32 protein-coding genes and 3 pseudogenes are annotated in these 26,048 nt (G+C 57.8%); 21 read left to right on the top strand and 14 right to left on the bottom strand.

Annotation, left to right across the window (positions count from 1 at the left end; genetic code table 11):
• Window positions 1–65 precede the first annotated feature (65 nt).
• Window positions 66–1,190: a site-specific integrase gene (locus tag JFV26_RS12630; RefSeq protein WP_201193149.1), complete on the top strand. Its 1,125-nt coding sequence runs from the start codon at window positions 66–68 to the stop codon at window positions 1,188–1,190.
• Between the two features lies 1 nt (window position 1,191).
• On the opposite strand, the gene JFV26_RS12625 is transcribed toward JFV26_RS12630, so the two are convergent.
• A complete protein-coding gene (locus JFV26_RS12625) occupies window positions 1,192–1,467 on the bottom strand; it encodes a pyocin activator PrtN family protein (RefSeq protein WP_201192750.1) in 276 nt (91 codons plus the stop codon).
• Window positions 1,468–1,473: 6 nt separating this feature from the next.
• On the bottom strand, window positions 1,474–2,235 hold the full coding sequence (locus JFV26_RS12620) for a DNA cytosine methyltransferase (protein ID WP_201193147.1): 762 nt from the start codon (window positions 2,233–2,235) through the stop codon (window positions 1,474–1,476).
• A gap of 101 nt (window positions 2,236–2,336) precedes the next feature.
• Between JFV26_RS12620 and JFV26_RS12615 the strand changes: the two genes are divergently transcribed.
• Window positions 2,337–2,978, top strand: a complete 642-nt coding sequence (locus JFV26_RS12615; RefSeq protein WP_201192747.1) for a hypothetical protein — start codon at window positions 2,337–2,339, stop codon at window positions 2,976–2,978.
• A 59-nt stretch (window positions 2,979–3,037) separates the two neighbouring features.
• Here the strand turns inward: JFV26_RS12615 and JFV26_RS12610 are convergent, their stop codons facing one another.
• From JFV26_RS12610 to JFV26_RS12575, 8 genes are all read right to left on the bottom strand, one after another.
• Window positions 3,038–3,445, bottom strand: coding sequence for a hypothetical protein (locus tag JFV26_RS12610; RefSeq protein WP_201192744.1), 408 nt, complete (start codon window positions 3,443–3,445; stop codon window positions 3,038–3,040).
• 75 nt (window positions 3,446–3,520) lie between these two features.
• On the bottom strand, window positions 3,521–4,333 hold the full coding sequence (locus tag JFV26_RS12605; RefSeq protein ID WP_201192741.1) for a DUF2303 family protein: 813 nt from the start codon (window positions 4,331–4,333) through the stop codon (window positions 3,521–3,523).
• A 41-nt stretch (window positions 4,334–4,374) separates the two neighbouring features.
• Window positions 4,375–4,725 carry a hypothetical protein gene (locus JFV26_RS12600; protein ID WP_201192738.1) on the bottom strand — a complete coding sequence of 117 codons (351 nt, stop codon included), beginning with the start codon at window positions 4,723–4,725 and terminating at the stop codon, window positions 4,375–4,377.
• A gap of 60 nt (window positions 4,726–4,785) precedes the next feature.
• Window positions 4,786–5,028, bottom strand: a complete 243-nt coding sequence (locus JFV26_RS12595; protein WP_073473050.1) for a pyocin activator PrtN family protein — start codon at window positions 5,026–5,028, stop codon at window positions 4,786–4,788.
• On the bottom strand, window positions 5,025–5,408 hold the full coding sequence (locus JFV26_RS12590; RefSeq protein WP_201192736.1) for a hypothetical protein: 384 nt from the start codon (window positions 5,406–5,408) through the stop codon (window positions 5,025–5,027). Before JFV26_RS12590 ends, JFV26_RS12595 begins: the two co-directional genes overlap by 4 nt.
• Window positions 5,405–5,680, bottom strand: coding sequence for a hypothetical protein (locus JFV26_RS12585; protein ID WP_201192734.1), 276 nt, complete (start codon window positions 5,678–5,680; stop codon window positions 5,405–5,407). The genes JFV26_RS12590 and JFV26_RS12585 overlap by 4 nt, the downstream gene beginning before the upstream one ends.
• A 10-nt stretch (window positions 5,681–5,690) precedes the next feature.
• Window positions 5,691–6,062 (bottom strand): hypothetical protein, encoded by a 372-nt coding sequence (locus JFV26_RS12580; protein WP_201192731.1) that lies wholly within the window; start codon window positions 6,060–6,062, stop codon window positions 5,691–5,693.
• 349 nt (window positions 6,063–6,411) lie between these two features.
• The gene (locus tag JFV26_RS12575) at window positions 6,412–7,209 is read right to left on the bottom strand and encodes a LexA family transcriptional regulator (protein WP_159245150.1); all 798 of its coding nucleotides are present in this window, start codon (window positions 7,207–7,209) and stop codon (window positions 6,412–6,414) included.
• Between JFV26_RS12575 and JFV26_RS34830 the strand changes: the two genes are divergently transcribed.
• The 19 genes and pseudogenes from JFV26_RS34830 (at window position 7,117) to JFV26_RS12485 (ending at window position 23,596) form a co-directional block, all read left to right on the top strand.
• Window positions 7,117–7,536 (top strand): Cro/CI family transcriptional regulator, encoded by a 420-nt coding sequence (locus tag JFV26_RS34830; protein ID WP_446739920.1) that lies wholly within the window; start codon window positions 7,117–7,119, stop codon window positions 7,534–7,536. The two genes, JFV26_RS12575 and JFV26_RS34830, sit on opposite strands and share 93 nt — an antisense overlap.
• Before the next feature lie 139 nt (window positions 7,537–7,675).
• Window positions 7,676–8,164 carry a phage regulatory CII family protein gene (locus JFV26_RS12565; RefSeq protein ID WP_095669236.1) on the top strand — a complete coding sequence of 163 codons (489 nt, stop codon included), beginning with the start codon at window positions 7,676–7,678 and terminating at the stop codon, window positions 8,162–8,164.
• Window positions 8,157–8,363 (top strand): TraR/DksA C4-type zinc finger protein, encoded by a 207-nt coding sequence (locus JFV26_RS12560; protein WP_101158491.1) that lies wholly within the window; start codon window positions 8,157–8,159, stop codon window positions 8,361–8,363. The genes JFV26_RS12565 and JFV26_RS12560 overlap by 8 nt, the downstream gene beginning before the upstream one ends.
• Window positions 8,360–11,057: pseudogene (locus JFV26_RS12555) on the top strand (DUF5906 domain-containing protein). Before JFV26_RS12560 ends, JFV26_RS12555 begins: the two are co-directional and overlap by 4 nt.
• A complete protein-coding gene (locus JFV26_RS12550) occupies window positions 11,054–11,392 on the top strand; it encodes a hypothetical protein (protein WP_201192725.1) in 339 nt (112 codons plus the stop codon). The pseudogene JFV26_RS12555 and the gene JFV26_RS12550 overlap by 4 nt, the downstream one beginning before the upstream one ends.
• On the top strand, window positions 11,385–11,867 hold the full coding sequence (locus JFV26_RS12545; protein ID WP_201192722.1) for a hypothetical protein: 483 nt from the start codon (window positions 11,385–11,387) through the stop codon (window positions 11,865–11,867). The genes JFV26_RS12550 and JFV26_RS12545 overlap by 8 nt, the downstream gene beginning before the upstream one ends.
• A gap of 191 nt (window positions 11,868–12,058) precedes the next feature.
• Window positions 12,059–12,403 (top strand): phage holin family protein, encoded by a 345-nt coding sequence (locus JFV26_RS12540; RefSeq protein ID WP_034156347.1) that lies wholly within the window; start codon window positions 12,059–12,061, stop codon window positions 12,401–12,403.
• A 144-nt stretch (window positions 12,404–12,547) separates the two neighbouring features.
• Window positions 12,548–13,150 (top strand): terminase small subunit, encoded by a 603-nt coding sequence (locus tag JFV26_RS12535; protein WP_201192718.1) that lies wholly within the window; start codon window positions 12,548–12,550, stop codon window positions 13,148–13,150.
• Between the two features lie 4 nt (window positions 13,151–13,154).
• Window positions 13,155–15,158 (top strand): phage terminase large subunit family protein, encoded by a 2,004-nt coding sequence (locus tag JFV26_RS12530; protein WP_201192716.1) that lies wholly within the window; start codon window positions 13,155–13,157, stop codon window positions 15,156–15,158.
• Between the two features lie 12 nt (window positions 15,159–15,170).
• A complete protein-coding gene (locus tag JFV26_RS12525) occupies window positions 15,171–15,674 on the top strand; it encodes a phage major tail tube protein (protein ID WP_201192713.1) in 504 nt (167 codons plus the stop codon).
• A 14-nt stretch (window positions 15,675–15,688) separates the two neighbouring features.
• Window positions 15,689–15,964: pseudogene (locus JFV26_RS33470) on the top strand (phage tail assembly protein); the annotation flags it as partial.
• A gap of 36 nt (window positions 15,965–16,000) precedes the next feature.
• Window positions 16,001–16,288, top strand: a complete 288-nt coding sequence (locus tag JFV26_RS33465) for a phage tail assembly protein (protein ID WP_242487819.1) — start codon at window positions 16,001–16,003, stop codon at window positions 16,286–16,288.
• A gap of 150 nt (window positions 16,289–16,438) precedes the next feature.
• The gene (locus tag JFV26_RS12515; protein WP_201192711.1) at window positions 16,439–19,327 is read left to right on the top strand and encodes a phage tail tape measure protein; all 2,889 of its coding nucleotides are present in this window, start codon (window positions 16,439–16,441) and stop codon (window positions 19,325–19,327) included.
• Window positions 19,328–19,336: 9 nt separating this feature from the next.
• Window positions 19,337–20,182, top strand: a complete 846-nt coding sequence (locus JFV26_RS12510; RefSeq protein ID WP_201192709.1) for a phage tail protein — start codon at window positions 19,337–19,339, stop codon at window positions 20,180–20,182.
• Window positions 20,157–20,363: a tail protein X gene (locus JFV26_RS12505; protein WP_201192705.1), complete on the top strand. Its 207-nt coding sequence runs from the start codon at window positions 20,157–20,159 to the stop codon at window positions 20,361–20,363. Before JFV26_RS12510 ends, JFV26_RS12505 begins: the two co-directional genes overlap by 26 nt.
• Window positions 20,364–20,452: 89 nt before the next feature.
• On the top strand, window positions 20,453–21,499 hold the full coding sequence (locus JFV26_RS12500) for a phage late control D family protein (RefSeq protein ID WP_201192704.1): 1,047 nt from the start codon (window positions 20,453–20,455) through the stop codon (window positions 21,497–21,499).
• Between the two features lie 49 nt (window positions 21,500–21,548).
• The gene (locus tag JFV26_RS12495) at window positions 21,549–22,112 is read left to right on the top strand and encodes a glycoside hydrolase family 19 protein (RefSeq protein WP_201192701.1); all 564 of its coding nucleotides are present in this window, start codon (window positions 21,549–21,551) and stop codon (window positions 22,110–22,112) included.
• Window positions 22,094–22,636: a lysis protein gene (locus tag JFV26_RS12490; protein ID WP_201192698.1), complete on the top strand. Its 543-nt coding sequence runs from the start codon at window positions 22,094–22,096 to the stop codon at window positions 22,634–22,636. The genes JFV26_RS12495 and JFV26_RS12490 overlap by 19 nt, the downstream gene beginning before the upstream one ends.
• A 150-nt stretch (window positions 22,637–22,786) precedes the next feature.
• Window positions 22,787–23,596: a DNA adenine methylase gene (locus tag JFV26_RS12485; protein ID WP_201192695.1), complete on the top strand. Its 810-nt coding sequence runs from the start codon at window positions 22,787–22,789 to the stop codon at window positions 23,594–23,596.
• Window positions 23,597–23,678: 82 nt separating this feature from the next.
• Here JFV26_RS12485 and JFV26_RS12480 read toward each other — a convergent pair whose 3' ends face one another.
• The 4 genes and pseudogenes from JFV26_RS12480 to JFV26_RS12465 all read right to left on the bottom strand — a co-directional run bounded on the left by JFV26_RS12480 (window position 23,679) and on the right by JFV26_RS12465 (window position 26,045).
• Entirely contained in the window at window positions 23,679–24,005 is a 327-nt protein-coding gene (locus tag JFV26_RS12480; protein WP_242487808.1) for a hypothetical protein, read from the bottom strand.
• A 168-nt stretch (window positions 24,006–24,173) separates the two neighbouring features.
• Window positions 24,174–24,404 (bottom strand): hypothetical protein, encoded by a 231-nt coding sequence (locus JFV26_RS12475; protein WP_201192692.1) that lies wholly within the window; start codon window positions 24,402–24,404, stop codon window positions 24,174–24,176.
• Window positions 24,405–24,630: 226 nt separating this feature from the next.
• Window positions 24,631–25,287, bottom strand: coding sequence for a DUF6680 family protein (locus tag JFV26_RS12470; protein ID WP_201192690.1), 657 nt, complete (start codon window positions 25,285–25,287; stop codon window positions 24,631–24,633).
• A 118-nt stretch (window positions 25,288–25,405) separates the two neighbouring features.
• Window positions 25,406–26,045 (bottom strand): annotated as a pseudogene (locus JFV26_RS12465) (SOS response-associated peptidase family protein).
• Between the last annotated feature and the right edge of the window lie 3 nt (window positions 26,046–26,048).

Below are 26,048 nucleotides of genomic sequence, written 5' to 3'. Positions count from 1 at the left end.
TCAGGCGTTTTTTCGATGTCGCTGGTACAATGTACCAATCACTTTCGGAATTGTACCAGTCGACTATGGCAACGATCAGAGCACGAAAACGCACCGATGGCTCAGTCAGTTACACGGCACAGATACGCCTGTTTCGCGATGGAGCGCAAGTCTACCAAGAGAGCCAGACCTTCGCCCGGAAACAGGCGGCACAAGCGTGGGTGCGGCGACGTGAGGCAGAGCTAGATCAGCCTGGTGCGATCGAGAGGGCGAACCGCAAGGGCGTCACCGTACAGGACATGATCAAGCAGTATCTGGATGAAATGGAGAAAGTCCGGCCGTTGGGTAAAACCAAAGAAGCCACTCTAAATGCTATCGCGGCGACGGAGTTTGGCCAGACCGTTGATTCGGCTATCAACAGTCAGCGCTTGGTGGATTTTGCACTCTGGCGAATGAGTAAAGAGGGCGGCGGCGTCCAGCCGCAAACGGCTGGTAACGATCTGGCGCACCTTGGGGCTGTCCTTTCGATTGCGCGTCCCGCTTGGGGGTATGAGGTAGACCCTCACGCGATGCCGGACGCTCGGAAGGTGTTAAGGAAGCTCGGCTACAACATGAAGAGCCGGGAGCGCGATCGCCGTCCAGCCAAAGACGAGCTAGATAAACTTTTGGAGCACTTCGTCAGTATGCAGCAGCGTCGACCGAGTTCGATCAACATGCTGAAGGTGATTGGCTTCGCGATTTTTTCCACCCGTCGGCAGGATGAGATAAGCCGAATTGTGTGGGACGATGTCGATGAGTCGAATCAGCGGGTGCTGGTGAGAGATATGAAAAACCCTGGGCAGAAAATTGGCAATGATGTTTGGTGCCACCTACCCGACGAAGCTTGGAGAATTCTGCAAAGCATGCCAAAAGAGCGTGCGGAAATTTTCCCCTACAACTCTTCGTCGATCTCTACGGCCTGGGCGAAGGCGTGCAAGTTTCTGGAGATTGAAGATCTTCACTTCCACGATCTGAGACACGACGGAGTTAGTCGGTTGTTTGAGATGGATTGGGATATCCCGCGGGTGGCCAGCGTGTCCGGGCACCGTGACTGGAACTCGTTGCGTAGGTATACCCATCTTCGCGGGAAGGGTGACCACTATGCCGAATGGCCATGGTTAGAGAGGATCATTCAAGCGCCCGTGAAGCTGGGCGCTTGGGGTAAGCAGTGAATTAGCTGGCTCGGCGAATTCCGTTGAGCTGGTTACATTCCTTTACCGCAGCCTCCCGCTGCAAGTCTAAATAAGCTGCTAAATCTGTTATGTGAATTCCTTTAGCGCTTTTTTGGCTGGATTCGAGCCTCGTGATGGGTATTCGAATTTGACCAGCCATTACTTTGCGCTGAAACATATCGGTAGTTAGATGTGTGAAATAGTCTTTACACACTTGATTAAGTGAAATAATTGTTTGCCCATTGTATTGAGCCATAAGCAGAAATAAGGTTTTCATGCGGCCTCACACATTTTCAAGTCCTGACAAGTGTTCGAATGCTGTTGCTGCCACGACTGGAACTTGTCCGTTGCCAATGGCTTTAAGCCGGTCCACCCGATGGGCCATCCCATCAGCCACTCGGCCCATTCCGGGTTCAGATGACCACCATCCAATGCCATCACGGCGTGATCCAGGCGATCGTTCGAGCGGTCGGCCCCGGATCGGCGAGTCAGTGCGGCAGGGGAGGATCCTTTTGCCATGCTGGCCACTGGTGTTGGCCAGCGTCTGGCGTGTGTCTTCTGCGATGAGCCAGATCCGGTCTCGCTGATGAGGAGCGCCGAGGTCAGCCGCTCCGATAACACCCCATCGCGCGTCATACCCCATTTCGGCAAGGTCACCGAGCACCACGGCAAGTCCTCTTCCCACAAGCAATGGTGAGTTCTCCAGTTCGACGTAGCGCGGTCGTACCTCATCGGTAATTCGTGCCATCTGCCGCCAAAGTCCGGAACGGGCACCGGCGATACCCAGGCCGTTTCCTGCGACCGAAATGTCCTGGCAAGGAAATCCTCCCGAAACCACGTCAACAAGACCGCGCCATGGTCGTCCGTCAAAGCTGCACACGTCAGACCAAATCGGGAAAGGCGGGAGCAATCCATCGGTTTGTCGTTGCGCCAGAATCTGTGCGGCGTAGGCATCACGCTCAACGGCGCAGACGGTGCGCCAGCCGAGGAGGTGGCCGCCGAGTATTCCGCCACCAGCGCCTGCGAAAAGAGCCAGCTCATTCACGCAATCTCCTTGATAGACGGAAAGCTTGTAAATGGGCATGCTCGGCTCCTTTTTCTGGGTAGGAGCCATGATGGATGATGAATTGTAAAATTCCGGAGAGGATGGTCACTCAAACGCTTTGGGCAGTGTGGGCTTTGCTCTTTGGGGGGGCCGCTCTTTGGCTTTTGGTTGGGTCGGTTGCTTACTGGGTAAAGCATGGGTGGCTTCCGCCCGATACATCTGGGTGGGTGCAAGGTTTGGGGTCTATTTTGGCTATCGCAATTGCTATCTCTGTTCCTTGGTATCAAAAGCGTCATGATCTGACTCTTAAGGAGCAAGACAAGAGACTTTTCGAAATAGCCAGATCTGAACAATTGGTTTGCTTGTGTCAAGAGTTTCACACATTTGTAGATAATCAGCCTTATGACGATGCGCACGCTGATTACAAACCCTCTAACGAAATACGCCGTACTATTCTCACTGATCAATTGGCCCGTTTGACCGAAACCCAGAAAGGCGAATTGAATGCGGAGAGGATGCGGATCGGCCTTAAATTGAGGTTTGAAATTCACGATTGGCTCAAATATTTCGCGGATGATGCGCCTCCAGCACTTGGTGATTTTTTTGAACGAACGCAGAAGCGACTGCCTCGCCTCGAAAGAATCAGAGATGAAGCTGAAAACGAAGTACGTAAGCTTGAAGGCAAGCCGCTGATAGAACCTCCCGAACCAGTGGTTAAGGAAGTGGAAGACGTTCCCTGGTAGTGAGGGAATATTGCTCATCTTTTCAAAGAGCAGAGCGGGCGGCTTCGGATAAAACCTCGTCATGCTGTTTCCTCCAGCTCTTTTGGCTCCAAAAGAGCTGCCATTGCTAGCGCTTGGGCTCGGAGGATGAGGGATTCACGTTCCAGGTTCTTGCCGGTGCGGAAAGCAGCGAATGTCTCGGCGGCAATCCTGAGTTTTTCAACAATGGCCAGCAAAGTTTGGCGTTCTGGCTCTCCGAGTTTCGAAGCGGCCAGTGCGCGCTCATAGTGGGAGTACAGTTGTTTATGCTCATCATGTGCTTGGACAAGCGAAAGCTTTAGGTTTTGGATCGCCTCCGAATTGTCGGATTTTTGAATGGCTTTCCCTTCCTCGATGCCTCTTATGAGCCCGCTGCGATAGCCCGCCCAGTAAAGCAAGGCGGACGCAATAATGATGCTGATAAGCGCGTATATCTGAATTGTTGTCATGTGCTATGTGCCTTAGCGAAACCCTCCGCCGGGATGCTTGGTGAGAGGCCGGCGAAAGGTGATTGCAGTGTTGGGTTAGCCCAAGTTGAAATTGCCGATAGTTAGCTGCGCGCCGCCCCCGACTTCGTGTTGCACGACTTCCTTGAATTCTTGTGCCAAGTCTTCGCGAAGCTGTTCTTCTCCAATCCAGCGCAGGCGCAGCAGGGGTTTGTCCCCGCCGGTGAGAACGGCTACACGCAGGCGGATGATCTGGACTTTCAGCCCTTCATATGGCTCGACGGTGAACAGGAATTCAGCAGGCAACCCTTCTGAGGACTTGGCCTCAATCTGGTCCATCGCTGAACGAGAGGCGCTTAGGTCGCCGACAATGTGTTCGCTCTTGCGTGCTTGCTCGATGCTGATGGAGCGGATGGCACTCGCGGCCTTACGCAAATCGATGGGACTGTCATCGGCCGCGAGGGCTTGGAGATTCGATGCCCAATCCTCAATCCAGTCGCTGAGTTCTTTCTGCGTGAACTGAATAGAGGCTGCACGCTCCAGCGCCCGGAACGCAGCAGTTTTTCTCAAGTTCAGGGTGGCGGTGAAGTCGCCGTGCCCTGGTGACTTGGTGTCGCCCAGGTTGAAAATGACTGTGCACGACATTGCTTCGGCGTCCACAAAACCAGACGCTACAACCTCGGCACTTTGCGTCATTACGTAATTGCCGAAGTCCAGCAGCGAGTGAGTAGTGAGCGCGCCGCGGAATCGGCTACGAGCGGCTTGAAATTTCTCGATGCTGTGGATCTTCTGGTCAGACGGCAATACCAGCGCTGGGGTGAAAGTATCCAGCGGCTTGGCATAGGCCAGAACGGCGGTGTCCTGAATCAACTGAATTGCTTTGGCTTCCATTGAATCGACTTCCTTTGGTGAGAGGTTTGGAATCGAACGGTTTAGGACTTAGCGTGAATCGGTGCGTCGTCGCGGTTGAATAGCTGACCGGCGCGTGGGGCTTCGGCGAACAAAGTCAGGCGACCGCCATCATTGACGTGCATCGGGGTATCGAGGGTGGTGTCCTCGGTACGGCTGCCGCGTTTGGTAGGCACCTTGTAGGCGAGCTTGTGATTGACGGTGACTTGATGGCTGTTGGCGATCTGCTTCAAGGTGAAGGTCAGCGTGACCGAGCCGACCTTGCCGTTATCAACAACTCCCGATGCCACTTCAGAAAGGGCGTGACCGATCTGATTGGCGAAGACGCCTGCGTTGAGTTCGCCGATGAATTCGGCCGTATCCGTAGGTTTCATGTGCTGTGCCTATTGATGTGCGATTTGTGTGTCTCTGGACGGCAGAGGCGACCGTTGAAATCAAGCCGCTTGCTTTGCCGCTTGGGCGTCGAGGAACTCGGCTAGGTCGTGCAGGTACACCACTCGTTGTGCGCGAGCCGACCCGTGCAAACGCTTCACGACCAGCGCGATACGGCCTGCCTTGATCTCGGCCAGTAGGTAGCGGTCGGTGCGAATGTGTGCGAAGTACTGTTCCCGAACAGCGGCCAGGGTCGGGCATGGAGTAGCGAACTGACGTCGCAACTGCTCTAGTGTGTTGCTCACGCTGCGTTCTCCCCGTACCCCTCCGATGGGGGCAGCAACTTGAGGCGAATCAGCTCGGCGAGGCCTTCTTTACTTTTGCCCATGGCAGCCGCGCAGATGTTGCCCTTGGCGTCAGCCACCACGGCGCCGAATGGGAACTCAGGCGAGTTGGTCGGCGTAACGTAGGCGACTTGCCCGTCAAGGAGCACGTTGTTGACACAGCGAAATACCTCGGCCAGCTCGGTGCTTAGTACGGGCATGCTTTCCAGTAGTTGGATGGCTTCCGTCGAGGCGCCAACGAGCGTTGCGCGGCTGACTACCCCCGGGCAGTTCAAGTAGATCGGGATCAGCTTCAGGGCGCCGAGGGCTTGCGTGTAGGCATTGAGGTTGTTGGTTTTCATGCAGCGGCGTCCTTTTTGTTAATGATGATTCCTAGCTTCTTGGCCAGCCATTCGATCCCTTCTTCCTTCACCATCACCACGGAGTAATGACGGCACTTGTTGAGGGACGGAATCACGGTGCTGCGCGGATCCGAATACAGATAGCCGCGATCACGGTGCTGGCTGGCTAGATCGCCACTGCTGTTGAGAATGCTCAGCTCGCGCAACCTGGTGCGGAAGGCGCGGGGCTTAAGTCCGAGCAATGCGGCTGTTTCGTCCAGGGTGCGATTCATGGCGCAGTCCTCAGGCAGCGATCAGTTTGCGAACGCGGGCAAGCAATGCTTCCGAGTCCGCAAGTGCTCGATCAATTTGCGCCAGTCGGCCGGACTGCTCGGGTGGCGCGGGTTGAGCTGATTCAATTCGGCCGTTCGCAATGTCCTGGATGAAATCCCGCAGGTGCAGGTGATTGGCTCGGTCCGACCGCTTGAGGGTCAGTTCGCCGGTGTGACCTCCCAATTCAACGCTGACGACTGCGCTGTTTTGAGTGAGCTCCACATCAAAGCTTGCATAGATGGTTTGCTCTGGTCGTTGAAGAGGGCACACGGCACCTCCACCAACCTGGAGCATGTGATGCAACAGGTCTTGTTTAGTGAGGGGGATGAGGTAGTTATTCATACCGCATCATCTCCAAGCGGCCCGGCAGTGGCTTCGGATGCGTTAGTGATAATGACTGGCCTGATAGCGGCGGTACGGCCCTTGGGGTTGCTGACGACGAGAAGTCCCGTGCGAAGCTGTATGTCTTCGACTGCGTCGCGACTGCTGCATGCGGAGGGGTGCAGGTAAACAGGGCAGCGGGTGTCGCTTTGCTGTGTGATTTGCATGGGTTGATCTCTTTGGTGAGAGGTAGATTCCGATGCAAAATTAGTGTTACTGATTTAATATGTCAACAGTATCACTTATAAAACTTGATAAATAAAATTAGTAGACGAAAAAAGACCCTTACGGGCCTTTGGGCAGAGGTCTTTTAAAGCATTACCGAGTACCAGAAAACCTTCCCGATGATACGAATGTGCTGTTGGACGTAGTCGCCATCGTAGCGTTCGTCCGGGTGTTCCTCAGTGTTGTAGCTCCGTAGGCGCAAACCTGAGCCTGGCAATCGATAGAGAAGCTTCACACGCAACTGTCCGTCATGATCAATGGCGTACATCTTGCCGTCCTGAACGACTGTGTTCGCGGTGTCTACACCCACGGTACTGCCATCCGGAAGGACTGGCTCCATGCTGTTCCCAGTTACTGGAGCGCAACCTGCAGAAGCAGGATCGATGCTTTTTCTTTTGAGAGTGCGTTTCCCGAAGCGAAGCTTGCGTCCATTTGTTTCAAGCCTAACCTGAGATCCATTACCCGCAGACAATTCCACTTCCTTAAAGAATGGCAGCTCTACCTCATCAGGCCCGAGCGGGGTCTCGTCATCCCACACTTCAATCTGATGCATTTCCCAGTCGGGGGTTCTCGAGCTTTCATTGCCGCCCTGCGAATGCCGCAGGCGAGGCATTTCGGCGAGAGCAGCGAGACGTGGACTTACCTCTTCAAGCGAAAAGCCCAAGACATTCGAAAATTTGATCAGCGCTCCGATGTTGAGAGGGATTCGGCCATTTAAGTATTGGCTGACAACGCTTTGCCCAGCCCATTCGCACAGATCGGCGATTTTGTCCTGGGTAAGGGAGGGATCATGCCGTTTGCGGTCCTGATAAATAGCCTTCAAGCGCATGGCTTCGGCTTTTCGGGTCTCGTCGTCGGCAGAGAAGGATATCGAGGTAATCATGCATCCCAATTTATAAGGAAGACTTATTTTATCAAAACAGTTGTACGTCTTTTTTCTTGCTGTTTAAAAGAAGTAACACTAATATCCGTGCCGCAACGCCCATTCGAGGAAACGTGGATGGCAAACGAAATAGGAATTCCCTTGGGAGATTTCGCCGAGGGTAAGACTCAACCAGAGCTCGCTTTACTGATTGGGGTATCGCAAAGCGCTGTCTCTCAAATGCTCAACTCGGCTCGAGATATTCGAGTTCGGGTTGATGAGAAGGGGGCCTGTACAGCGGTAGAGATTCGTCCAATCGGATCGCGCCGCAAGGTCGGGGCCGCTTAAAAGGTGTCGAGCTGGGGCCTCTCACCAAAGAATCCCCCAGCCCGACTACGACGATACACAGCACATGCACATCGGTCGTGGTCGTAGGATAGGGTTTACCCTGAACTATGGCTACACCGTAAATAGGGGATTTACGGTTATGAGTCGCACAGATCTTTTGCCGGACGCTGGTCCGGTCCTGCCTCTACGCCAAGCGATCTATCGCGCTGGTCGTGACTACAAGGGCGGAATTACCGCCCTTGCCTTTGAAATGGTGTTGGACAACGACACCCTCCAGAAGAAACTCAAGCTCGATGAAGAACGCCGCTGGCTGAATCCAGATGAGCTTGAGGAAGTGATCAGGCTGACCGCTGATCCACGCTTGCTGGATGCATTGATGCGTCCAGCAGGTGCGGTTTGGTACCGGCCCGTGCCAGTACCGGCAACCCGTGATGCCTTGAAAGCGGTTGGTAAGCTACTCGGGGAAACCGGTGAATTCGTGGCCAAGATGCACGACGGCGCGGCGGACAACGTCTGGGAGCTTCATGAAGTCGTGGATCTCGAAAAGCACGGAATGGATGTGATACGCGAAGTCCTTGGAATCATGGCGGGCGCTCGCCAGGCGATGGAGGATCGCATCAATGGCTGATGATATCGACCGCGCAAACGAGCAGGCGCAATACCTGCTTGATGTTGCTATTCATCGCAGTCGCCGCGTGCCATCAAGCCGCGTTAGCGCGCAGTTCTGTGACGACTGCGACGAACCAATCCCGTTGCTTCGACAGCAGAAGGTTGAAGGTTGCGAGACCTGCGTCTCTTGTCAGGAGTTGCGGGAGGCCCGGCGATGAGTGAATCGGGCAAAGGAACAGCCATCGCTACATGGGCAAAGCGCTACATCAGTACTTTTGACTTGGCACTCGTATCGATTGATCCAGGTGAAAAGGCTCCGAAAGGCCTAGGGTGGAATAAGCCCGGAGGCTATATCACCGACGCCGACACGGCCGAGGCGTTCTGGCAACGAAACCCAAATCACAACCTTGGCGTCGTGCTGGGGCCGAGCCGCGTTTGTTCATTGGATGTTGATGACGTTCAATGGACGCGTCATGTTCTGTATGAACTGTTGGGCCTTGACCTTGATGCGATGGCAGTGGTGTTCCCGACTATCGTCGGAAATCCGCTGCGATTCCGGGTGGTATTCAAAGTGCCGGAAGGCATCGAACTCACGCGTCATTCACTTTCATGGCCAAATGAAAAAGACCCGGACGGTTCGATTTTCAAAGGGTTGATGGACAAGGCCAAGTCTGCGAAAGAGCAGGGTGATCTTGCCGCAGAAGCTGCTGCACGAACCGAAGCCGAGCCGTTCAAACGCTTCACGGTCTTTGAACTACGTGCGGGATTGGTGCAAGACGTATTTCCACCTTCAATTCATCCCGGTACCGGCAAACCTTACATCTGGAAAACCGCTCCAAGTGCTACTGACGGGCTGCCGACGCTGACCAACGAGCTGCTTACCATTTGGCAGAATTGGGAGTTCTTTAAGCGGGATGCTGAAGCTGCGTGTCCATGGGCGGTTGCGCTACCAAAGCCACCAGTCAAAGCAGTTAAGCGTGCTGTACTCGGTGGCGGCAAACGGCCCTCGGTGATTGATGAATTCAACCGTTGTCACGATGTTGCAGAGCTTCTGCGCACTCATGGGTACATTCAGCGCGGCAACAAGTGGCTGTATCCTCAAAGCAGTACCGGTCTGCCAGGGGTGACGATCAGCGAGGGCAAGGTTTACTCGCACCACGGTGCTGATCCTCTCGCGAACGGACATCAGAACGACGCCTTTGAAGTGTTCTGCTTACTCGAGCACTGCGGCGACCAGTCGAAGGCTGTGAAGGATGCTGCACGGATGTTGGGCATGCAACACGCTGTCCGTCCAGATGCGAATGATCTTCCCCCGACCCCATCCGGTGAATTGAACGGGCCGATCTCCGACGACACATGCTCGTCCAGCGAGGCCGCTCCTGCTCCTGATGGGGGGCGGGGAGGCCATAACGCTGGATCACATACTTCGTCGTTTTGCGCTGGTTGAGGGCACCACTCATGTGTGGGATTGCGACCAATCGAAGGTAATGAAGAAGTCCGCCTTCGAAGCTCGTGTGGGCAAGCCACTGGCCAAAGCCTGGTTGGACGACACCGGAAAGAGGCTGATTTCTGACGATCATGTTCGCGAGATCGAGCAGGCGCGCCGCATGGCTGGGAAGAAAGGCGGTGCATTCGGGATGTCTCCAACCGATCGCTACGTTTACATCGATGGCACCAAAGACGTTTGGGATCGCGAAAAGAAGCGGCGCATAGCCGAGGGCGCGGTGAAGATGGCGCTGGGTGACACTTACCCGCTGTGGCTGAACAGCAGCGAGCGCCGCACCGTCGATGTTGAACACATCGTGTTTGATCCGACCATGACGAAGGATCCTGCGGTGTACATCAATACCTTTGACGGGTTGCCGCTTGAGCCAGTCAGAGATGATGCAGCGTGTGCCAACCTGCGTTGGTTGATCTCATTTCTTTGTAACCATGATGAAGCTGCAACCGATTGGCTAACTCGCTGGCTGGCGTATCCGCTGCAGCACTTGGGCGCCAAGATGGACACCGCTGTGTTGATGCATTCGATAATGGAAGGTTCGGGCAAGAGCCTGTTGTTCGCTGACGCGCTCGGCATGCTTTATGGCCAATACGCGGCGACTGTTGGTCAGACGCAGTTGGAAAGCAGTTTCAACGCGTGGCAAAGCCGCAAATTGTGGTCGGTCTTTGAAGAGGTCGTCAGTCGCGATCAACGTTACAACCAGGTGGGCAAGATCAAGCACTTGATCACTGGTAAAACGGTGCGGATGGAGTCGAAATTCATTAATGGCTGGGAAGAAGCCAACCATATGAATGCGGTGTTTCTCAGCAACGAGATTCTTCCCTGGCCAATCAGCGACAGTGATCGTCGAATGCTAGTCATGTGGCCTATGGAGACTCTGCCAGTCGCACGGCAAAAGGCGATTGGTCGTGAACTGGAGCAGGGTGGGGTGGCGGCGCTCTACGGTTGGTTACTGTCGGTCGATCTAGGGGACTTCAACCAGCGCACGCGGCCGCCATCGACAGAGGCGCGTGAGCGTTTGGTCGCCTTGAGTCGGGCCGGCTGGCAAACATTCTTGCACCTGTGGAAGTACAGCGAACTGGGGCATGGGCTTTGGGGACCGTGTCTATCGACCGACCTCTATTCGTTGTTTCTCGAATGGTGCCAGCGCAACAAAGAGCACGTGATGAGTCAGACCAAGTTCTCTCTATTTATCAGTTCCGAGGTGGATAAAACGCGGGCGATACCCTGGACTGACGGCAATAACCGACGCTTCGGCGCGTTTTTCTTTCCTGTGGATCTGGATGCTTCCCCGCCCCCATCACTCAAGGCGGCAGAGCTGGGCAAGCAGGTAGAGAACTGGCGGGCGAAGGCCAAGCTGGCGGGCTGGCACGTGGACAGCTGGGATCACATCAAGGCGCTTGCAGCATGACTATTTTCAAAAGTGTGTTGGGTGTGTTGAGTGTGTGTCGGGTTGATTTTGAATACCCCACACAATTTGAGTGCCCGAATTACATGCCTTCGCGGGTGTTGTGTGGGGTGTGTTGGGTTTTGTGTCGCGCACGCGCATGCACGACGTTCTTTGCAACGAATTCAACGGAACGAATTTTTTCTTATGCGAAGACTGATAAACCCAACAAACCCAACACACTCAACTCAAGTTTGATTGAAGCATTGAATTTAAAGGGATTTATCTGTGTTGGGTTTGTGTCGGGTTGCGGTTTTTCTGTGTTGGGTTGGGTTTTACGGGGGCAGGGCAATGATTGAGGCGATGGAGTTGTTGCTGAAACATTGGGGCGAGCAATGCCTACACGCCGGTGAAGCCGGAGGCATGGGTAGCCCGATGGCGACGATCATGGAGTGGGGCGGTTGTGCGCCGCGGGGCACACCCGGTTCTCGGATCCTTCTCGGCGGTAGTGCGGGTCCAGATGCAATTGCGCAGGAAATTGGTGCCGCCCTTTCCGAGATTGCCCGGCAAGATGGTCGGGGTGAAAGGCTGCAACAGTTGGCAGTTATGCGTTACGGCTTTGACCCTGCACCGACATGGGCAGCGCAGATGCACGAACTGGGCTACGTCTCAAAGGCGAAGCAAACCTACTACGATCTTGTGCATCGTCTTCATGTCCGACTGTTTGAGGTGCTGGCCGAGCGCAAGGACGCACGTAAATGGCTTACCGTTGGTCGGGGCGCTTTACCTCAAAGTCTCCTCAAAATTGCGTCAAAGTTGCGTCAAGTTGGATAACCGAAAATGCCCCCTTTTCGGTTCCGTACTCAGGGGGTAAAAAGTCCCCACGATATGGATTCTGCGCCTTGGCGCTTCCCCGAGCACGTGCTGTGCACTTCGTCCTGGCGTATGCCGCGACATTGAAAACCCTGCCCTCCGGCGGGGTTTTCTTTTTTGTGTTCGGCATGCTCCTTCACTTGAGGCACAACATGACAAATGAGCAGCAAGCGCTGGCAGAAATGCCGATCTGGTTGGTGATCGTCCTGGCTCTGGTCGGCGGCGTATCCGGTGAGATGTGGCGAGCAGACAAGGATGGTGCCCGTGGCTGGGCGCTGATGCGTCGGCTTGCGCTTCGATCCGGTGCCTGCATTGTCTGCGGAGTCTCGGCAATGATGCTGATGATCGCGGCGGGCATGTCGCTCTGGACGGCGGGCGCCTTGGGTTGTCTCACGGCAATGGCCGGTGCAGATGTTGCCATCGGCTTGTACGAACGCTGGGCTGCCAAGCGGCTTGGCGTGTGCGATGTCCCGCCGAATGGTGGCGGGCCAGCCTGAAACTGCCGGGGACCCTAGGGTTATTCGTAGGGTACGGGGTCGGAAACCCGCGGGAAAGTGTTAGCGGCAGGGTTGCCAGCTTACTGAAATTCAATCCATTGAAATCGAAAGGTTCCATTGAAAAGCCGTTGAAAAGGAGGGCTTATGACAGAACCAATGTACCTGTCAAAGAGCGCCTTCGCGGCTCGGATCGGCAGGGCACCCAGCTACATCACCTGGTTGAAAAACAACAACCGCCTGGTTCTGACCGCCGACGGTAAACAGGTCGATGTCACGGCCAGTGAAGCGTTGATTCGCGACACCGCTGACCCCAGCAAGACCGCCGTCGCCGACCGCCACCACCAGGACCGGCTTCAGCGTGACGTTTACAGCCAGCTATCCAGCCAGGCCGAGCCGACTTCAACGGCTGCGCCGCCGCTCACGATCACCCCTGCGGGGCAGCTTCCCGACTTCCAGAAGGCCCGCGCACTGCGCGAGCACAACCTGGCGCAGCTCGCCGAGATCGAATTGCACAAGGCCAAGGGCTCGCTGGTGGCCCTGTTGGCGGTGCAGACCGGCGCTTACAACGCTGGTCGCATGCTGCGCGATCAACTGCTGGGGATGCCTCCGCAACTGGCGCCGGAACTGGCATCGATGACCGACCCTTGGGAAATCGAAAAGCACCTCACGGCGGCGATCCGCCGCTCGCTGGAAGACGCCGAGCGCATGTCTTCAGCGGACCTTGAACACGCACTGACCACGAGTTAAGCCTATGCCCACGGAAATTCCTGACGGTGCAGAGGTGTACCGCGAGGCGTATTTCCGTGGGCTACGGCCCGACCCGGACGTCTGGATCGATCAGTGGGCCGATGAGTACATGCGGATCCCGCGTGACACCGGCGCCGCTGAGCCGGGCCAGTACCGCACCTCGCGTACACCGTATGCCCGCGAGCCCATGCGTTGTTTGTCGCCGGCTCACCCCTGCAAGCGCGTGATCACCATGGTTGCGTCGCAGTTGATGAAAACCCAGATCGGTCTGAACTGGATCGGCGGTCTGATGCACATGGCGCCGTCGAATATCCTGGCACTGCTGCCAAGCCTCGGCCTGGCCAAGCGGGTGTCCTCGCGGATCGGTAAGACGATCAAAGCGACCCCGGTACTGCGCGAACGTGTGGCGGCCAACCGCTCGCGGGATTCGCGCAACACCATGGACACCAAGGAGTTCGAGGGTGGCACGTTGTACGTCACCACCGCCGGTTCGGCCGCCAACTTATCGGAGCTGTCGGCGCGCTACGTTTACGGCGATGAGATCGACCGCTGGGAAGTCGACATCGGCGAGGAGGGCGATCCCATCGAGTTGGCGGAAACCCGGGGCAGCACCTTTGGCCGCAACGCGAAGTTCTACTTCTCCAGCTCGCCGACGATCAAGGGCGCCTCGCGGATCTCCGACCTGTTCGATGGCAGTGACCAGCGTCACTACTATGTGCCATGCCCGACTTGCCGGCATATGCAGATCCTTGAATGGGAACGGCTGCACTACTCGAAGGACTTCAGCGTGGTGCACTACCAGTGCGCCGGACCTGAATGTGACGTGCTGATCGAGGAGTACCACAAGGGCGAAATGCTCGCCAACGGCGAATGGCGCGCTCACGCCGAAGGCGACGGCGAGACCGTTGGCTTCCACCTCAACGCGCTGTATTCGCCGTTGGGTTGGATGGACTGGAAGTCGCTGGCCAAGCAATTTGAGAAGGCCAAAAAGGCCCAGGCCAAAGGCGATCTTGAGCCCATGCAGGTGTTCTACAACACCCGTCTAGCGAAGGTTTGGGACGCGGCTCAGGAGCAGACCAAAGCAGACGTCCTGAGGCAGCGGGCGCGGTTGGAAGGCTACACCCTTGGCTCGATGCCGGCGGCGGTGATGATGATCACCGGGGCCGTCGACGTTCAGGCCAACCGGCTGGAATTCATGGCCATGGGCTGGGGTGCCGGCATGGAGCGCTGGATCGTTGACTTCCAGATAGTTTCGGGCGATCCCGCAGACGACCGCACTTGGGCAGCGTTGGACGAACTCCTGAAAGCGAAATATCGCCATCCGTGCGGTGTTGGCTTGGGCATTCTGGCCACCGCTGTCGACTCCGGCGGTCACCACACCGATGAGGTTTACCAGTTCTGCCGTGTTCGTCGCTGGCGCAATGTGTTCGCGATCAAGGGCGCGAGCAAACCTGGCAAGCCGGTCATTGCTCAACGCCCGTCCATGGTCGACGTGACCTGGAAAGGCCAGACCGAACGCAACGGTGCGGAACTTTGGTTCGTGGGTACCGACACGGCGAAGGACTGGATCTATAACCGCTACCCGTTCGAGTCCGGGCCGGGGGCGTTGCACTTCGCCAATGACCTGCCGGACGACTTCTTTGACCAGTGCGTGGCAGAGCGCAAGGTCGCCCGCTACGTGCGCGGTCACAAGCGGATCGAGTGGATAAAGGGTAAGGCCGAGCGCAACGAAGCGCTCGACCTGATGGTGTATTGCCTGGCCATGGCGCATTACCTGGGCCTGAATCGCTACAAGGAACACGACTGGGAGCGCGTGCGTCAGTCCCTGGCACAGTCCGGATTGTTTGACGAAGCCCTGCGCATCAAGCCTGTTCAAGGCGAACGGGTTAGCAGTGCCGATCAGGCAGCACCCGTTGTCGCGCAACCGGCTCCGTCATTCGCTGCTCCGGTCGTGCAATCGAGACCCGCAGCAATACCACCTCAACGCCGCAGTTCCAGCAGTGGCTAAGGGGCCTAGTCGATGATTCCTCAAACTTTGTTTAACACCAACCTGTTTGTTGACGGGATGAGCTTTGCCGGCGAAGTGCCAAGCATGACGTTGCCCAAGCTGACCACCAAGACCGACGAGTACCGAGCTGGCGGCATGGCCGGTGCCATCGAGATGGACCAGGGCCTGGAAAAAATGGAAGCGTCCTTTGTCACCAAGGGCGTGCGCCGTGAGTCGCTGAAGTACTTCGGCCTGGCCGATGGCACGGCCTTCAACTCGTCTTTCCGTGGCGCCTTCAAGGGGCAAAAGGGGGCGATTACTGCCGTTGTCGCCACCCTGCGCGGCCGGCTCAAAGAGGTCGATCTGGGCGACTGGAAAGCCGGTGACCCGGCCGAGATCAAACACGCGATTGCGGTCACTTACTACAAGCTCGAAATCGACGGCCGTCTGATGTACGAAATCGACATGGTCGCCGGCATCCAGGTGATCGACGGCAAAGACCAACTCGCCGAAGTGCGCACCGCGCTCGGCCTCTAAGGGAATAGATCCAGATGATGAATCAAGCTGAAAAAGCGTTGCCGTCCTGGTTGTTGGTCACCGCTGAAAACGCCGTCGTGACCCTTTCGTGTCCCAGCGAAACCAACGGGGTGAAGGTCGACAAAGTAACCCTGCGCTCGCCGACGTTGCGCGATGAGCGGGCGGCCGACCGGGCGTCCCAAGGTGATGCCGAACAACGCGAGCTGATGTTGTTTGCCGGTTTGGCGGAGGTGGGACTAAAGGATCTTGAGAGCCTGAAACTGTTGGATTACCACCGGTTGCAGGAAGGCTATTCGCGGCTAGTGCCGCAGTTCACCGATCCGACGTTGCTGCCGGCTTGGTTGTCGGTCACGGCGGACAACGTGCTGGTGACGCTCTCGTGCCCGACGGAGGTCAAGTCGGTGCAGGTTGATACGTTGAGCCTGCGCTCGCCGACCGTGCGCGAGGTCCGGGCGGCGGATCGTGCGGCCAACGGCAACGCCGAACAGCGCGAGCTGACCTTGTTCGCTGAATTGACCGGCGCCGACCTTGCAGATCTGGAGGGCCTGAAACTGGTGGACTACTACCGCTTGCAGGCCGGCTATTTTCGCCTGGTGCACGACGACGGGATTTGATCCCTGCGTCATGAAAGTGGCGGCAAAACGTTTGGCGGCGGAGACCGGATTTTCCGCCGCCGAGATTCAGACGATGCCATTTGCCGAGATGGTGTGGTGGCTCACGGATTGAGCCGCTACCGGTAATGCTGTGCAACTGGGAGCCATGATATGGCGAACAAAATCGCCCTCGGGCTGGTGATCGGCGGCGCCGTCAGTTCGACGGTCGGCGCGGCCTTCAAAGATGTGACGAAACGCATCAAGAGCCTTGAAGCGGAAGGTAACAAGGCGCGGGTACTGCAGCGCACGATTGGCGACACCATTCGCCTGCGCGATGAATGGAAAAAGGCTCACGACAGCGGCGCCGCTGGAGCGTCCAAATTGCTCAGCCGGTTGAACTCCAACCTCGACAGCTTGAAAAAGCAGGGCGTCGAGGTCGGCAGGCTGGGCAAGGCGTATCAGGCCATGGGCCAGGCCGCGAAAAAGGCCGAGTTTAAGGCCAAGGGTTACCAGCAGCTCGACGCCGGCAAGTCCGGCATGAAAAGCGCGGTCGGTGCGGCGGTGGTCGGTGTCGGAGCCATGGCCGTGCCGACGAAGGTCAGTGCCGATTTTGGGGCCATTGTTCGTGACATCGCGATCAAGGCCGGCATTGCCAACAAGCCGCAAGAACAGGAGATGTCGCGCAAGATCATCGACACTTCGCGCGATACCGGTATGGCGCGCAATGATGTGGCCGATGTGATCAACCAGTTGGTCGGCGCCGGTATGGACTTGAGCAAGGCCCTGGAGTACGCACCGGTCGCGGCCAAGTTTGTCGTAGGGCAGGGCTCGAGCGGTGTCGATACGGCGAAGATGATCAACGCCTTGGGACAAAACGCCAAGATCACCGACGCCAAGGACATGCAAAAGGCGCTGGAGGCGATCGCCTTTCAAGGGCAGGCAGGTAGCTTTGAAGCGTCCGACATGGCGCGCTGGTTTCCTGAGCTGCTGGCGAACATGGGTAAGCTGGGTATCACCGGCATGGATGCCGTCACTCAGTTGGGCGCCATGCTGCAAGTGCAGATGAAGACAGCCGGCGGCGCTGACGAAGCGGCGAACAACCTGAAAAACTGGATGGGCAAGATCGGCTCGACTGATACGGTCCAGGCCTATAAAAAGGCCGGCATCGACTACAAGGGCTCGATGCAGACCGGTTTGCAAAACGGCATGTCCACGCTGGAAACCAGCATGGCGTTGGCTCAGAAATACATTCAGGCCACCGATCCGAAGCGAGCAGCGGCCATGGCCGAGGCGACGGCCAAGATCAGCAAGGAGGCAGATCCGGAGAAAGCCAAGGCCATGATGGCCTCGCTGGAGGAGTCGTTGCGCACTGGCGACCTGTTCGCGGACATGCAGGTCAAGGCCGCGCTGTCGGCGTTCATGCAGAACAAGGCGCTGTACAGCCAGCTTAAAAACGATTCGCGCGAAGCAACGGGCATCCTCGACAAAAACCTCAGCGAACGGCGCGAGTCGTCGTCGCAGAAATGGGCCGAAATGGCGCAGTCGATGGATGACGCCATGCGTAGCGTGGGCGACGCCCTGCGTCCGGTCACGGACACCGTGGCCGAGGCGCTGACCAAGGTAACCAAGAGCATTACCTCGATGTCGGATAGCGCGCCGGGGGTGGTGACGGGGATCGCATTGGTCGGTGGTGGGTTGGTCACGCTGACGGGCCTGTTCAGTTCCTTCAAGATGGGTAGAGGGTTGTTCAACCTGGCGCGTGGATCGTTGGCCGGTGGTAAGGCCGGCGCCGTGCAAAAGGTCTTTGTCACCAACTCCGAGGACGGCGACGGTGGCGGCGGTAAAAATGCTGAGCCCAAGGGCAAGGCCGGCAAAGCACTGTCGCTGGTGGAAACCGGGCTCAAGGCGGTGGCGGCTTTCAAGGGGAACTCGGCAGACGGCGACGGCGATAAAGCGGGCGGCAAAGACGACAAGAAAGCCGGTAAATTCGACCTGGTCGCGACCGGCCTCAAGGTGGTTTCGCTGGCACAGGACGCGACCGGCGGCGGTGATGAAGCAGGTTCGGATGGCGACGGCGTCAAGAAGGTTTTCGTCGTCAATGCGGGGGACTTGAGGGGCACCGCTGGCGGCCCTGGTGAAACACGCCGACGGGGTCGCGGTGCAAGGCGCGGCGCTTCGCGTCGTCGACCGGGGTTGCCTCGGGCGGGTGGTTCTTCGCGCTCGCCTATTCCGGGACCACGGCCACCGGTTCCGCGTCCGCCGGTTCCCCTGCCGCGCCCGCCGATTCCTTCGTTACCGGTTCCCAGCGGGGCGATGGCCAAGCTGGGCGGGGTTGTACAAGCGGTCGGTAAGGTCGGAAAAGCCGCCAAGATGATCCCCGGTGGCTCGCTGATGGAAGCCGGTGCCATGGCGTTCGAGACCTACGAAACTGCCAAGACCAAGAACGAAAAGGCCGAGGGTTATGGCGCGGCCGCCGGCAATCTGGCTGGCACCATGGCCGGCGCTGCAGCAGGTGCGGCCATTGGTTCGGTGGTGCCGATCATTGGCACCGCCATCGGTGGCTTGATTGGCGCCTACCTCGGCAGTCAGGGCGGCGCAGCGTTGGGCGGCTCCCTGGGTAAGTCACTGTTTGGTGGCGAAGAGGAAAAATCGGCCCCGCCAGCAACACCGTTGCTGATGGCGCCACGCCCTGGTCCGGCTATTCCCAGCTTGGCGACCATGGGCCAGTCCTTCAATGGTGCGAATGGTTCAGGTGCGTTGCTGATGGCGTCGGCAACGCCGCCGCCAGGCCCTGCTCTGGGTGATGTCGCAAGGTCGTTGGCGGTTCAGGCTGCGGCCAAGCCAGCGGCCGTGGCGATCCAACCCAAGGAACCGGAGAAACCGGTGCCGGCCAAAGTGGATCAGCAATTTCAGTACTCGCTGAACATGCCGGTCACGGTGCAAGGGGATGTCAAAGACCCGCAACGCTTGGCCCAGGAAATGATGCCGCACATGCAGCGGATGATGGCGGATGCCGCGAAACAGAACGCTGCCAAGCTGTACGACGAACCTCACGTGTAAGGGGGCCTTATGGCTTATATGGAACAGTTGCAATCAGGCCTCAAGTACCTGGTCGAGGCGGGGGAGGCCGGTCGGCGCAGTGCGGACGGCATGCTGGGACCGGTTAACGGCGCGATCAGTGAGTTAACCGGCGCCGCGTCCGAGCTGGAAAACATCCCGTTCGTGGGGCCGGCCATTGGTGCCAAGCTGCAGCGGGTAATGCGCGGCGTGGACGCGGCCCAGGCCAAGGTCGGCCAGGTAGTGGCGGTGTACGGTCGTGCGACGCGTGCCGCCAGCGAAGTACAGGAACGGTTGGGCACGCTGAAGGAGCAGGCGGGCAAGGCGGCGACGGCGATCAATAACATCGCCGGCAAGGTCAGCCCGTCGTTGGCCAACATCGTGCCCACCAGCGCCTTTGCCGTGGATGCCACGCCGGCACCGGAAGCGGTGAAGCCGTTCCCGCACTTGCTAATCATCCAGCCCCGCGACCCCAAGGTTCAGCCTTACTACTTCAACCTGGACACGGCGGCCTTCGACGAGCTGAGCCGCTCGACCGAATTCCGCTGGGCCTCCCAGGAGCGACTGACGCGCCGCCCGGCGCAGCAAGCCGTGGGGATGGGAGAGGAAAAGCTCACCCTCAAAGGGACGATTTACCCGGGCTTCAAGGGGGGCCTCAAGCAGCTCGACACATTGCGCACCATCGGGGCCAGGCTTCAGCCGTTGACCCTGACCACGGGCTATGGCGATGTGATGGGGACCTGGTGCTTGAAGAACATCAACGAGGAACAGGGCGCGCTGTTGCACGGCGGGATTCCCCGTAAACAAGGGTTCACTCTGGAGTTTGCGCGCTATGGCGACGACATGCAGAACGTCTGACGGGGACATGCTCGATGTCATTTGCCATAACGTTTATAGCCATCTGAACGGCAGCACCGAGGCGGTGCTTGATGCCAATCAGGGGCTGGCGGATGAACCCCAGCCCTACCGCGCGGGCGTGGTGATCGTGCTGCCAGATCTGCCCACTCCAACCGAGGAGGGGATCAGCTTGTGGGATTGACCTCGGCCGGTGCCGGCACCCCGTTTCGTTACGCGTAACGACACTGTTTTTTGACCCGCCCTGTGCGGGTTTCTTTTTGGACAAAATCCATGACCCCGACTTTTCGAATCGTTGCCGATGGCGCCGATATCACGGCGCTGATCAATGATCGGTTGTTGCTGCTGCGAACCTCTGACAAACCGGGCATGGAGTCCGACGAATTTGAGTTGCGCATTGATGACCGTGACGGCCAGGTGCAGTTGCCTCGGCGCGGCAGTTCTATCGAGATTTACCTCGGCTATGCCGAAACGTCCCTGGCGCGCCTGGGGCGTTACGCGGTGGACACGGTCGAGGTGTCGGGTCCGCCTGACACGATTGTGATCAAGGGCAAGGCCAGCGACATGCGCGGCAGCGGCAAGACCATCCGTAGCGGAAGCTGGGAGGACGTGCCGCTGTCGAAGATCGTGGCCGACGTCGCCGCGCGTAATGGCTGGCAGCCGGTGTGTCCGGTGACGACGAAAGTCGCCCGGGTGGACCAGCTCAATGAGTCCGATTTTAATTTCATCACACGCCTGGCCAAGCAGTACGACTGCACCGCCAAGGTCGCTGACGGCAAGCTGTTGGTGATGCCGCGTCAAGGTGGCCAGACCGCCAGCGGCAAGATGTTCGGCGCGATCACCCTGACCCGTAGCGACCTCAGTCGCTGGCAGTTCAGCTTGGGCGACCGCAACTCACACAAGGCCGTGGCGACCAAACATCAGAACAAAAAGGACGGCAAGCTGGCGGTGGTCACCATCAACAACGATGACGCTCCGGATGGTCTGCCGGCCGTGCATACCGACCGGCACATCTATCCGAACAAGTCCGCCGCCGAGGCGGCCGCCAAAGCCCGCTTGACGGCGTTCAATCGCTCGACCGCTGACGTGCGTCTTGAGATGCCCGGCCGGACAGACATCTTCGCGGAGCGACCGATCAACGCTCAGGGCTTCAAGGTCGGCCTCGATGGCGAGTACCTGGCGGATTCGGTCGAGCAGGTGTTCACCCAGTCCGGCTGGTCGACCACGGTCGAGTGCAATGCTGGCAAGCAAGGCAAATCGAAAGGTAAGAAAAAGAAAGAAACCAAGCCGCTCAAGGTCGTGAGCGTCGAGAAGCTGTAGCGCATCCCATTGCCGCCTGAGTGCGGCTTTTTTATGTCTGGAGTTTTTTATGCCCATCACGGAACAACAGCTGCAACGCATCATGCCGAACGCCCGCCGCCAAGCGGGCGTTTTTGTATCTGCCCTGAACGCGGCGATGGCCCATCGGCAGATCAACACACCGAAACGCCAGGCCGCGTTCCTGGCGCAGCTCGGCCACGAGTCGGGTCAGCTGCAGTACGTACGGGAGTTGGGCGGCGATCAGTACTTGAGCAAGTACGACACCGGCAACCTGGCCCAGAAACTGGGCAACACCCCGGAACCTGACGGGGATGGCCAACGCTATCGCGGTCGCGGCCTGATCCAGGTGACCGGCCGCAACAACTACCTGCGCTGCAGCCTGGCCTTGTTCGGCGACGAGCGATTGCTGCGCACCCCAGAGCTGTTGGAGCTGCCGCAATGGGCCGCCGAGTCGGCCGCGTGGTTCTGGTGGGTGCGCGAGCTCAATGCCCTGGCGGATCGGGATGAGTTCGACGCGATCACCCGCAAGATCAACGGCGGTCTCAATGGGTCGGCGGATCGGCTGGAATTGTGGGGCCGGGCGAGGGCAGTGTTATGCATCTCGCCGACCTGACCCCGGCACCGTATCGGCTGCTGGCCATCGGCGGGCTGCTGGCTACGTTGGCCGGCGGATCGGCCGCGCTGGCGTGGCTGGTTCAGGACTGGCGTTACGGTCAGCAACTGGAGCAACAAGCCCGCCTGCAGGCGGAAGCCCTCAACCAACAGACGCTGGCGGCGGCGACCCAGCAACAAGCCGAGCAGGACAAACGCCTGGCGCTGGAGCAACGGCTTTCTGCCAGTGAACAAATCCATTACCGAGTCTTCAGCGATGCCCAACGTGATCAAAGTCGCCTGCGCGACCGTCTTGCCACTGCTGATCTGCGCCTGTCAGTCCTACTCGACGCCACCGCTGTCGCCGGCAACGACTCAATGCCAGCCACCACCGCCACCAGCGGCTTGGTTCATGGCGCCACAAGAGCCCAACTTGACCCAGCGCATGCTCAACGAATTATCGGCATCACCGATGCCGGCGACCAAGGACTGATCGCGCTGGCGGCCTGTCAGGCGTACGCCAAAGAAGTCTCAACACCGAAGTGAAAAAGAGCGGTCGGACTGGATGCGTCAACATCCAACCCGACCGCCGTCCCTGCAGATTGGCCCTGCAAGTCCAGCCAAGGCTCTTACTCCGTGCACGAAGCGCGGCGAGCCTAGCACCTGTCTATCCATACAGTAAAGGTCTTGCTCTCTATGTCTACACCCATCATCCCTTGGATGGGCGGCAAACGCCGCCTGGCCGACCGCCTCATTCCGCTTTTTCCGCCTCACGAATGCTACGTCGAAGTCTTTGCCGGCGGTGCTGCGCTGTACTTCATGCGTCCCCAGGCCGCGCCGGTTGAAGTCCTCAACGACATCAACGGCGACCTGGTCACGCTGTACCGCGTCGTGCAGAACCACCTGGAAGAATTCGTGCGCCAGTTCAAATGGGCGCTGAGTTCGCGCCAGGTGTTCGAGTGGCAGAAGATGACCCGCCCCGAAACCCTCACCGACATTCAGCGCGCCGCCCGATTTTTCTACCTGCAGCACCATGCCTTCGCCGGCAAGGTTACCGGGCAGACGTTCGGCACCGCGACCACCGGCCCGGCCATCAACCTGTTGCGGATCGAGGAAAATCTCTCGGCCGCTTGGCAGCGCCTGTCCGGCACCTACGTTGAACACCTGCCCTGGCTCGAATGCGCTGAACGCTACGACCGAGCTCATACCTTCCATTACATGGACCCACCTTACTGGCAGACCGCCGGTTATGGCGTGGACTTTCCGTTCGAGAATTATGAGCGGATGGCCGAGTTCATGCGCCGCTGCAAGGGCAAGGTGATGGTCAGCATCAACGATCACCCGGACATCCGGCGGGTGTTTGACGGCTTTCACTTTGAGACCTTGGACATCCGCTATACCACCACCAACCAGCGGCAAGGGAAGGCAGAGGTGAGCGGGGAACTTGTGATCATGAACTGGGAGCCGGCCGCGCTAGGGGGCTGTTCTGATGCTGACTCTCGATGATCTGATCTGCTTACTATACGGTTATGCCAGGCATTCATCCCCGCGTTCAGCGCTTCCAAGCGTAACGCTTTCTCTAGGTCGCTCATTGCCACCGCCATCCGCTCAAATCAGCCGGCCGAGCTAAGCTCAAGTCATGCGCCTCGACGGTGAACTCCAGCCAACCGCCGCCGGTACCATTAAGGCCGTCCTCGATGCGCCCTTGCAGCGTCAGTCCGTCCGGTAACTGTACCCGTAAGATATTCGCACCCTCGGGGCCTTTCAGGTACACCGGGAACTGGATGCGCGCCCTATTAACCCCCGCGTTCTGCAACACGATATGCAGCTCTTCGGTAGTGACCTCGACTGGATCGTTCCCCAAGTGCAGTGCCGAGATAGTGACGGTGGCAGATCCTTCATAGGCATTGGGCATGGGGCGTTTCCTTTTTTGGGAAGTGGCGGATACGGCGTCAAACCAGTGATCGGGGGACTGGTCATTCAGTGTAGGAGGAGGTGGATTTCGCGCCCACAAAAAAGGCCCCCACGCTTATGGAAAGTGTGGGGGCCTCTTACGTAAGCCGCGTTGTTCGAAGTCAGGCGCCTACCTTGGTTGATTCGCCTGGGCGAGCGCGGCTGCACTGATTTTCATCGGCGGCTTTTCTGGCTTTTCGTCCTTGGCCGGACGGCCCAAAATGAAATAAGTGTAGTCATTTTTATCCGCAGGGCTGGCTCGTGTGGTGATCGCTAGCAGCTTCCAACCTTCGGTTAGTTTTATATTCGCATCGCGAATGCCTTCGACTTCAGTAATAACGGCGGCGTCCGATAGCTGCATAGCGGTCTTCCTTATTGAGTGCGCCGGAGTGGCCGAGTCAGCCTAGTCTATTGGCCAGCGGTGGTGAGGGATCCCTTTCGACAATTTGTTACGGGTACCGGCGCCGATCCGGCTTATCGACAGAGCGCGGCGCCAGCCAAGGCCTCAGCCCTTATGCGAACCCTCCAGCGGAGCTGGCTTCGACAAGCGCTTGTAAGTGATTGTGCCTACAGAGCAAGTCGCTGGATTATTCCTGCTCCTGCGGTAAGAGCTGAACTCGAAACTTTCCGGTCTCCAGTGCATTCCCAACATTCTGTACAGCTTTTTTATGAGCTTCTGCCGCATCCTCGTCGAAAGGAAAACCGATAACATCCATTTTTAAGGCGTGTTTACCTGTGATCAACGATAGCGTTGCGCGCCTCAGCTCAGCCTGTTCAGCCTCAAAGTCAACATGGGCTATAGGGGAGTACGAGCCCCGCTTCAATTGAACCCTGTCAAACTTGAACCCAATGTCTTCAGCCATTGCATATAGGAGGTTGGTGAATAATTCGTCTCCAGTAGTCATCCAGAGCTGAGCCTGATCTTCCCCCAGTTTGTTGTTGAGATGGTCGAGATACTCTTTCCAGGCGTTCAGAACGCTCTGCTCTGTTTTACTTCTTCGTTGTATCCCAACAGTCTTTTCGCCGTAGAAGACCAGATCGATCATGTTCAGAGCCCGAACATGATCAGGCGAAACTCGAGCGGAGCGAGTTGCCATTAACTGTTCAAATACCTTGTTTTTCCTGTTGCGATGCTCTCTAAACCGCTCCACAAGCTTTTGTGCTTGTACCGCTAAGATAGGACCCATTAGCGCTGCGACGATGGTGGCCCAATCCTTCAACTCCAGGTTCAATATTTGCGCCATTTCTAAGACTCTGTGAGCAAGCGGTGAGAGTGGTTTTGTCTTGATTTCACATGGAGGTTTGAGTCCAAGCCATATTCGATAAATCGTATCCGTCGTTCGGCTATGGTGCCTACTGATTCTAGATCAGTAATTCTATTAAGCCTTTTCCCTGATTCCTCACGTTACCCACGGCGCCATTGACCTTGAACCACTCGAATTTGGTTGTGGGCTCGCCCTGATGTAGCACCATCTGCTCGGCTCTCTCCTTGGGAGTGACCAGGTCCAGCCACTCCCGCGCTAATTCCGGTGCAAGCACTACCGGCCGCCGGTCGTGAATATCCACCATGCCGCCGGCGCTGTCGGCAGTGATGATCACAAAGCCGTCGTGCTCGCCGGGTTCATGCTCGGCATTCGGGTACTGACCAATTGCAGCGCACAGGACCGGCGCCTGGTCCTTCCGGCGAATCCGATAGGGCTGTTTCTTCGGACCGCCTTCATCTACCCATTCGAACCAGTTGTCGATGGCGATGATTGACCGGTGCGGCCAGATCGCACGGAAGAACGGACCGTGAGCCACTTTCTCAACCCGGGCGTTGATTGGCGCGGCTCGGTCTTTGGCCAGCACCTTCTTCCTGGTGGAAGAGAGCGAGCTGAGTTGAAGGCGCGGCGTTGTAGCGCTCAAACGGCTGGTCGCCAGCGTTATTGATTAGTGCGCCGGGCATGCTCAATGCTGCCACGAAGTCGTGAATGCCTCGATACTGAGAAAGTCGTCCGCACATTGT

It is taken from the genome of Pseudomonas sp. TH31 (genome assembly GCF_016650815.1).
Taxonomy (GTDB): domain Bacteria; phylum Pseudomonadota; class Gammaproteobacteria; order Pseudomonadales; family Pseudomonadaceae; genus Aquipseudomonas.
The sequence above is the reverse complement of the archived record's forward strand: the minus strand, read 5'-3'. Positions and strand labels throughout refer to the sequence as shown.

Coding starts and splice junctions, on each gene's coding strand:
- JFV26_RS12630 (WP_201193149.1), top strand. CDS start 66: ATGGCAACGATCAGAGCACGAAAACGCACCGATGGCTCAGTCAGTTAC.
- JFV26_RS12625 (WP_201192750.1), bottom strand. CDS start 1,467: ATGAAAACCTTATTTCTGCTTATGGCTCAATACAATGGGCAAACAATT.
- JFV26_RS12615 (WP_201192747.1), top strand. CDS start 2,337: ATGGTCACTCAAACGCTTTGGGCAGTGTGGGCTTTGCTCTTTGGGGGG.
- JFV26_RS12610 (WP_201192744.1), bottom strand. CDS start 3,445: ATGACAACAATTCAGATATACGCGCTTATCAGCATCATTATTGCGTCC.
- JFV26_RS12605 (WP_201192741.1), bottom strand. CDS start 4,333: ATGGAAGCCAAAGCAATTCAGTTGATTCAGGACACCGCCGTTCTGGCC.
- JFV26_RS12600 (WP_201192738.1), bottom strand. CDS start 4,725: ATGAAACCTACGGATACGGCCGAATTCATCGGCGAACTCAACGCAGGC.
- JFV26_RS12590 (WP_201192736.1), bottom strand. CDS start 5,408: ATGAAAACCAACAACCTCAATGCCTACACGCAAGCCCTCGGCGCCCTG.
- JFV26_RS12585 (WP_201192734.1), bottom strand. CDS start 5,680: ATGAATCGCACCCTGGACGAAACAGCCGCATTGCTCGGACTTAAGCCC.
- JFV26_RS12580 (WP_201192731.1), bottom strand. CDS start 6,062: ATGAATAACTACCTCATCCCCCTCACTAAACAAGACCTGTTGCATCAC.
- JFV26_RS34830 (WP_446739920.1), top strand. CDS start 7,117: ATGCCGTTTGCGGTCCTGATAAATAGCCTTCAAGCGCATGGCTTCGGC.
- JFV26_RS12575 (WP_159245150.1), bottom strand. CDS start 7,209: ATGATTACCTCGATATCCTTCTCTGCCGACGACGAGACCCGAAAAGCC.
- JFV26_RS12565 (WP_095669236.1), top strand. CDS start 7,676: ATGAGTCGCACAGATCTTTTGCCGGACGCTGGTCCGGTCCTGCCTCTA.
- JFV26_RS12560 (WP_101158491.1), top strand. CDS start 8,157: ATGGCTGATGATATCGACCGCGCAAACGAGCAGGCGCAATACCTGCTT.
- JFV26_RS12550 (WP_201192725.1), top strand. CDS start 11,054: ATGACTATTTTCAAAAGTGTGTTGGGTGTGTTGAGTGTGTGTCGGGTT.
- JFV26_RS12545 (WP_201192722.1), top strand. CDS start 11,385: ATGATTGAGGCGATGGAGTTGTTGCTGAAACATTGGGGCGAGCAATGC.
- JFV26_RS12540 (WP_034156347.1), top strand. CDS start 12,059: ATGACAAATGAGCAGCAAGCGCTGGCAGAAATGCCGATCTGGTTGGTG.
- JFV26_RS12535 (WP_201192718.1), top strand. CDS start 12,548: ATGACAGAACCAATGTACCTGTCAAAGAGCGCCTTCGCGGCTCGGATC.
- JFV26_RS12530 (WP_201192716.1), top strand. CDS start 13,155: ATGCCCACGGAAATTCCTGACGGTGCAGAGGTGTACCGCGAGGCGTAT.
- JFV26_RS12525 (WP_201192713.1), top strand. CDS start 15,171: ATGATTCCTCAAACTTTGTTTAACACCAACCTGTTTGTTGACGGGATG.
- JFV26_RS12515 (WP_201192711.1), top strand. CDS start 16,439: ATGGCGAACAAAATCGCCCTCGGGCTGGTGATCGGCGGCGCCGTCAGT.
- JFV26_RS12510 (WP_201192709.1), top strand. CDS start 19,337: ATGGCTTATATGGAACAGTTGCAATCAGGCCTCAAGTACCTGGTCGAG.
- JFV26_RS12505 (WP_201192705.1), top strand. CDS start 20,157: ATGGCGACGACATGCAGAACGTCTGACGGGGACATGCTCGATGTCATT.
- JFV26_RS12500 (WP_201192704.1), top strand. CDS start 20,453: ATGACCCCGACTTTTCGAATCGTTGCCGATGGCGCCGATATCACGGCG.
- JFV26_RS12495 (WP_201192701.1), top strand. CDS start 21,549: ATGCCCATCACGGAACAACAGCTGCAACGCATCATGCCGAACGCCCGC.
- JFV26_RS12490 (WP_201192698.1), top strand. CDS start 22,094: ATGCATCTCGCCGACCTGACCCCGGCACCGTATCGGCTGCTGGCCATC.
- JFV26_RS12485 (WP_201192695.1), top strand. CDS start 22,787: ATGTCTACACCCATCATCCCTTGGATGGGCGGCAAACGCCGCCTGGCC.
- JFV26_RS12480 (WP_242487808.1), bottom strand. CDS start 24,005: ATGCCCAATGCCTATGAAGGATCTGCCACCGTCACTATCTCGGCACTG.
- JFV26_RS12475 (WP_201192692.1), bottom strand. CDS start 24,404: ATGCAGCTATCGGACGCCGCCGTTATTACTGAAGTCGAAGGCATTCGC.
- JFV26_RS12470 (WP_201192690.1), bottom strand. CDS start 25,287: ATGGCGCAAATATTGAACCTGGAGTTGAAGGATTGGGCCACCATCGTC.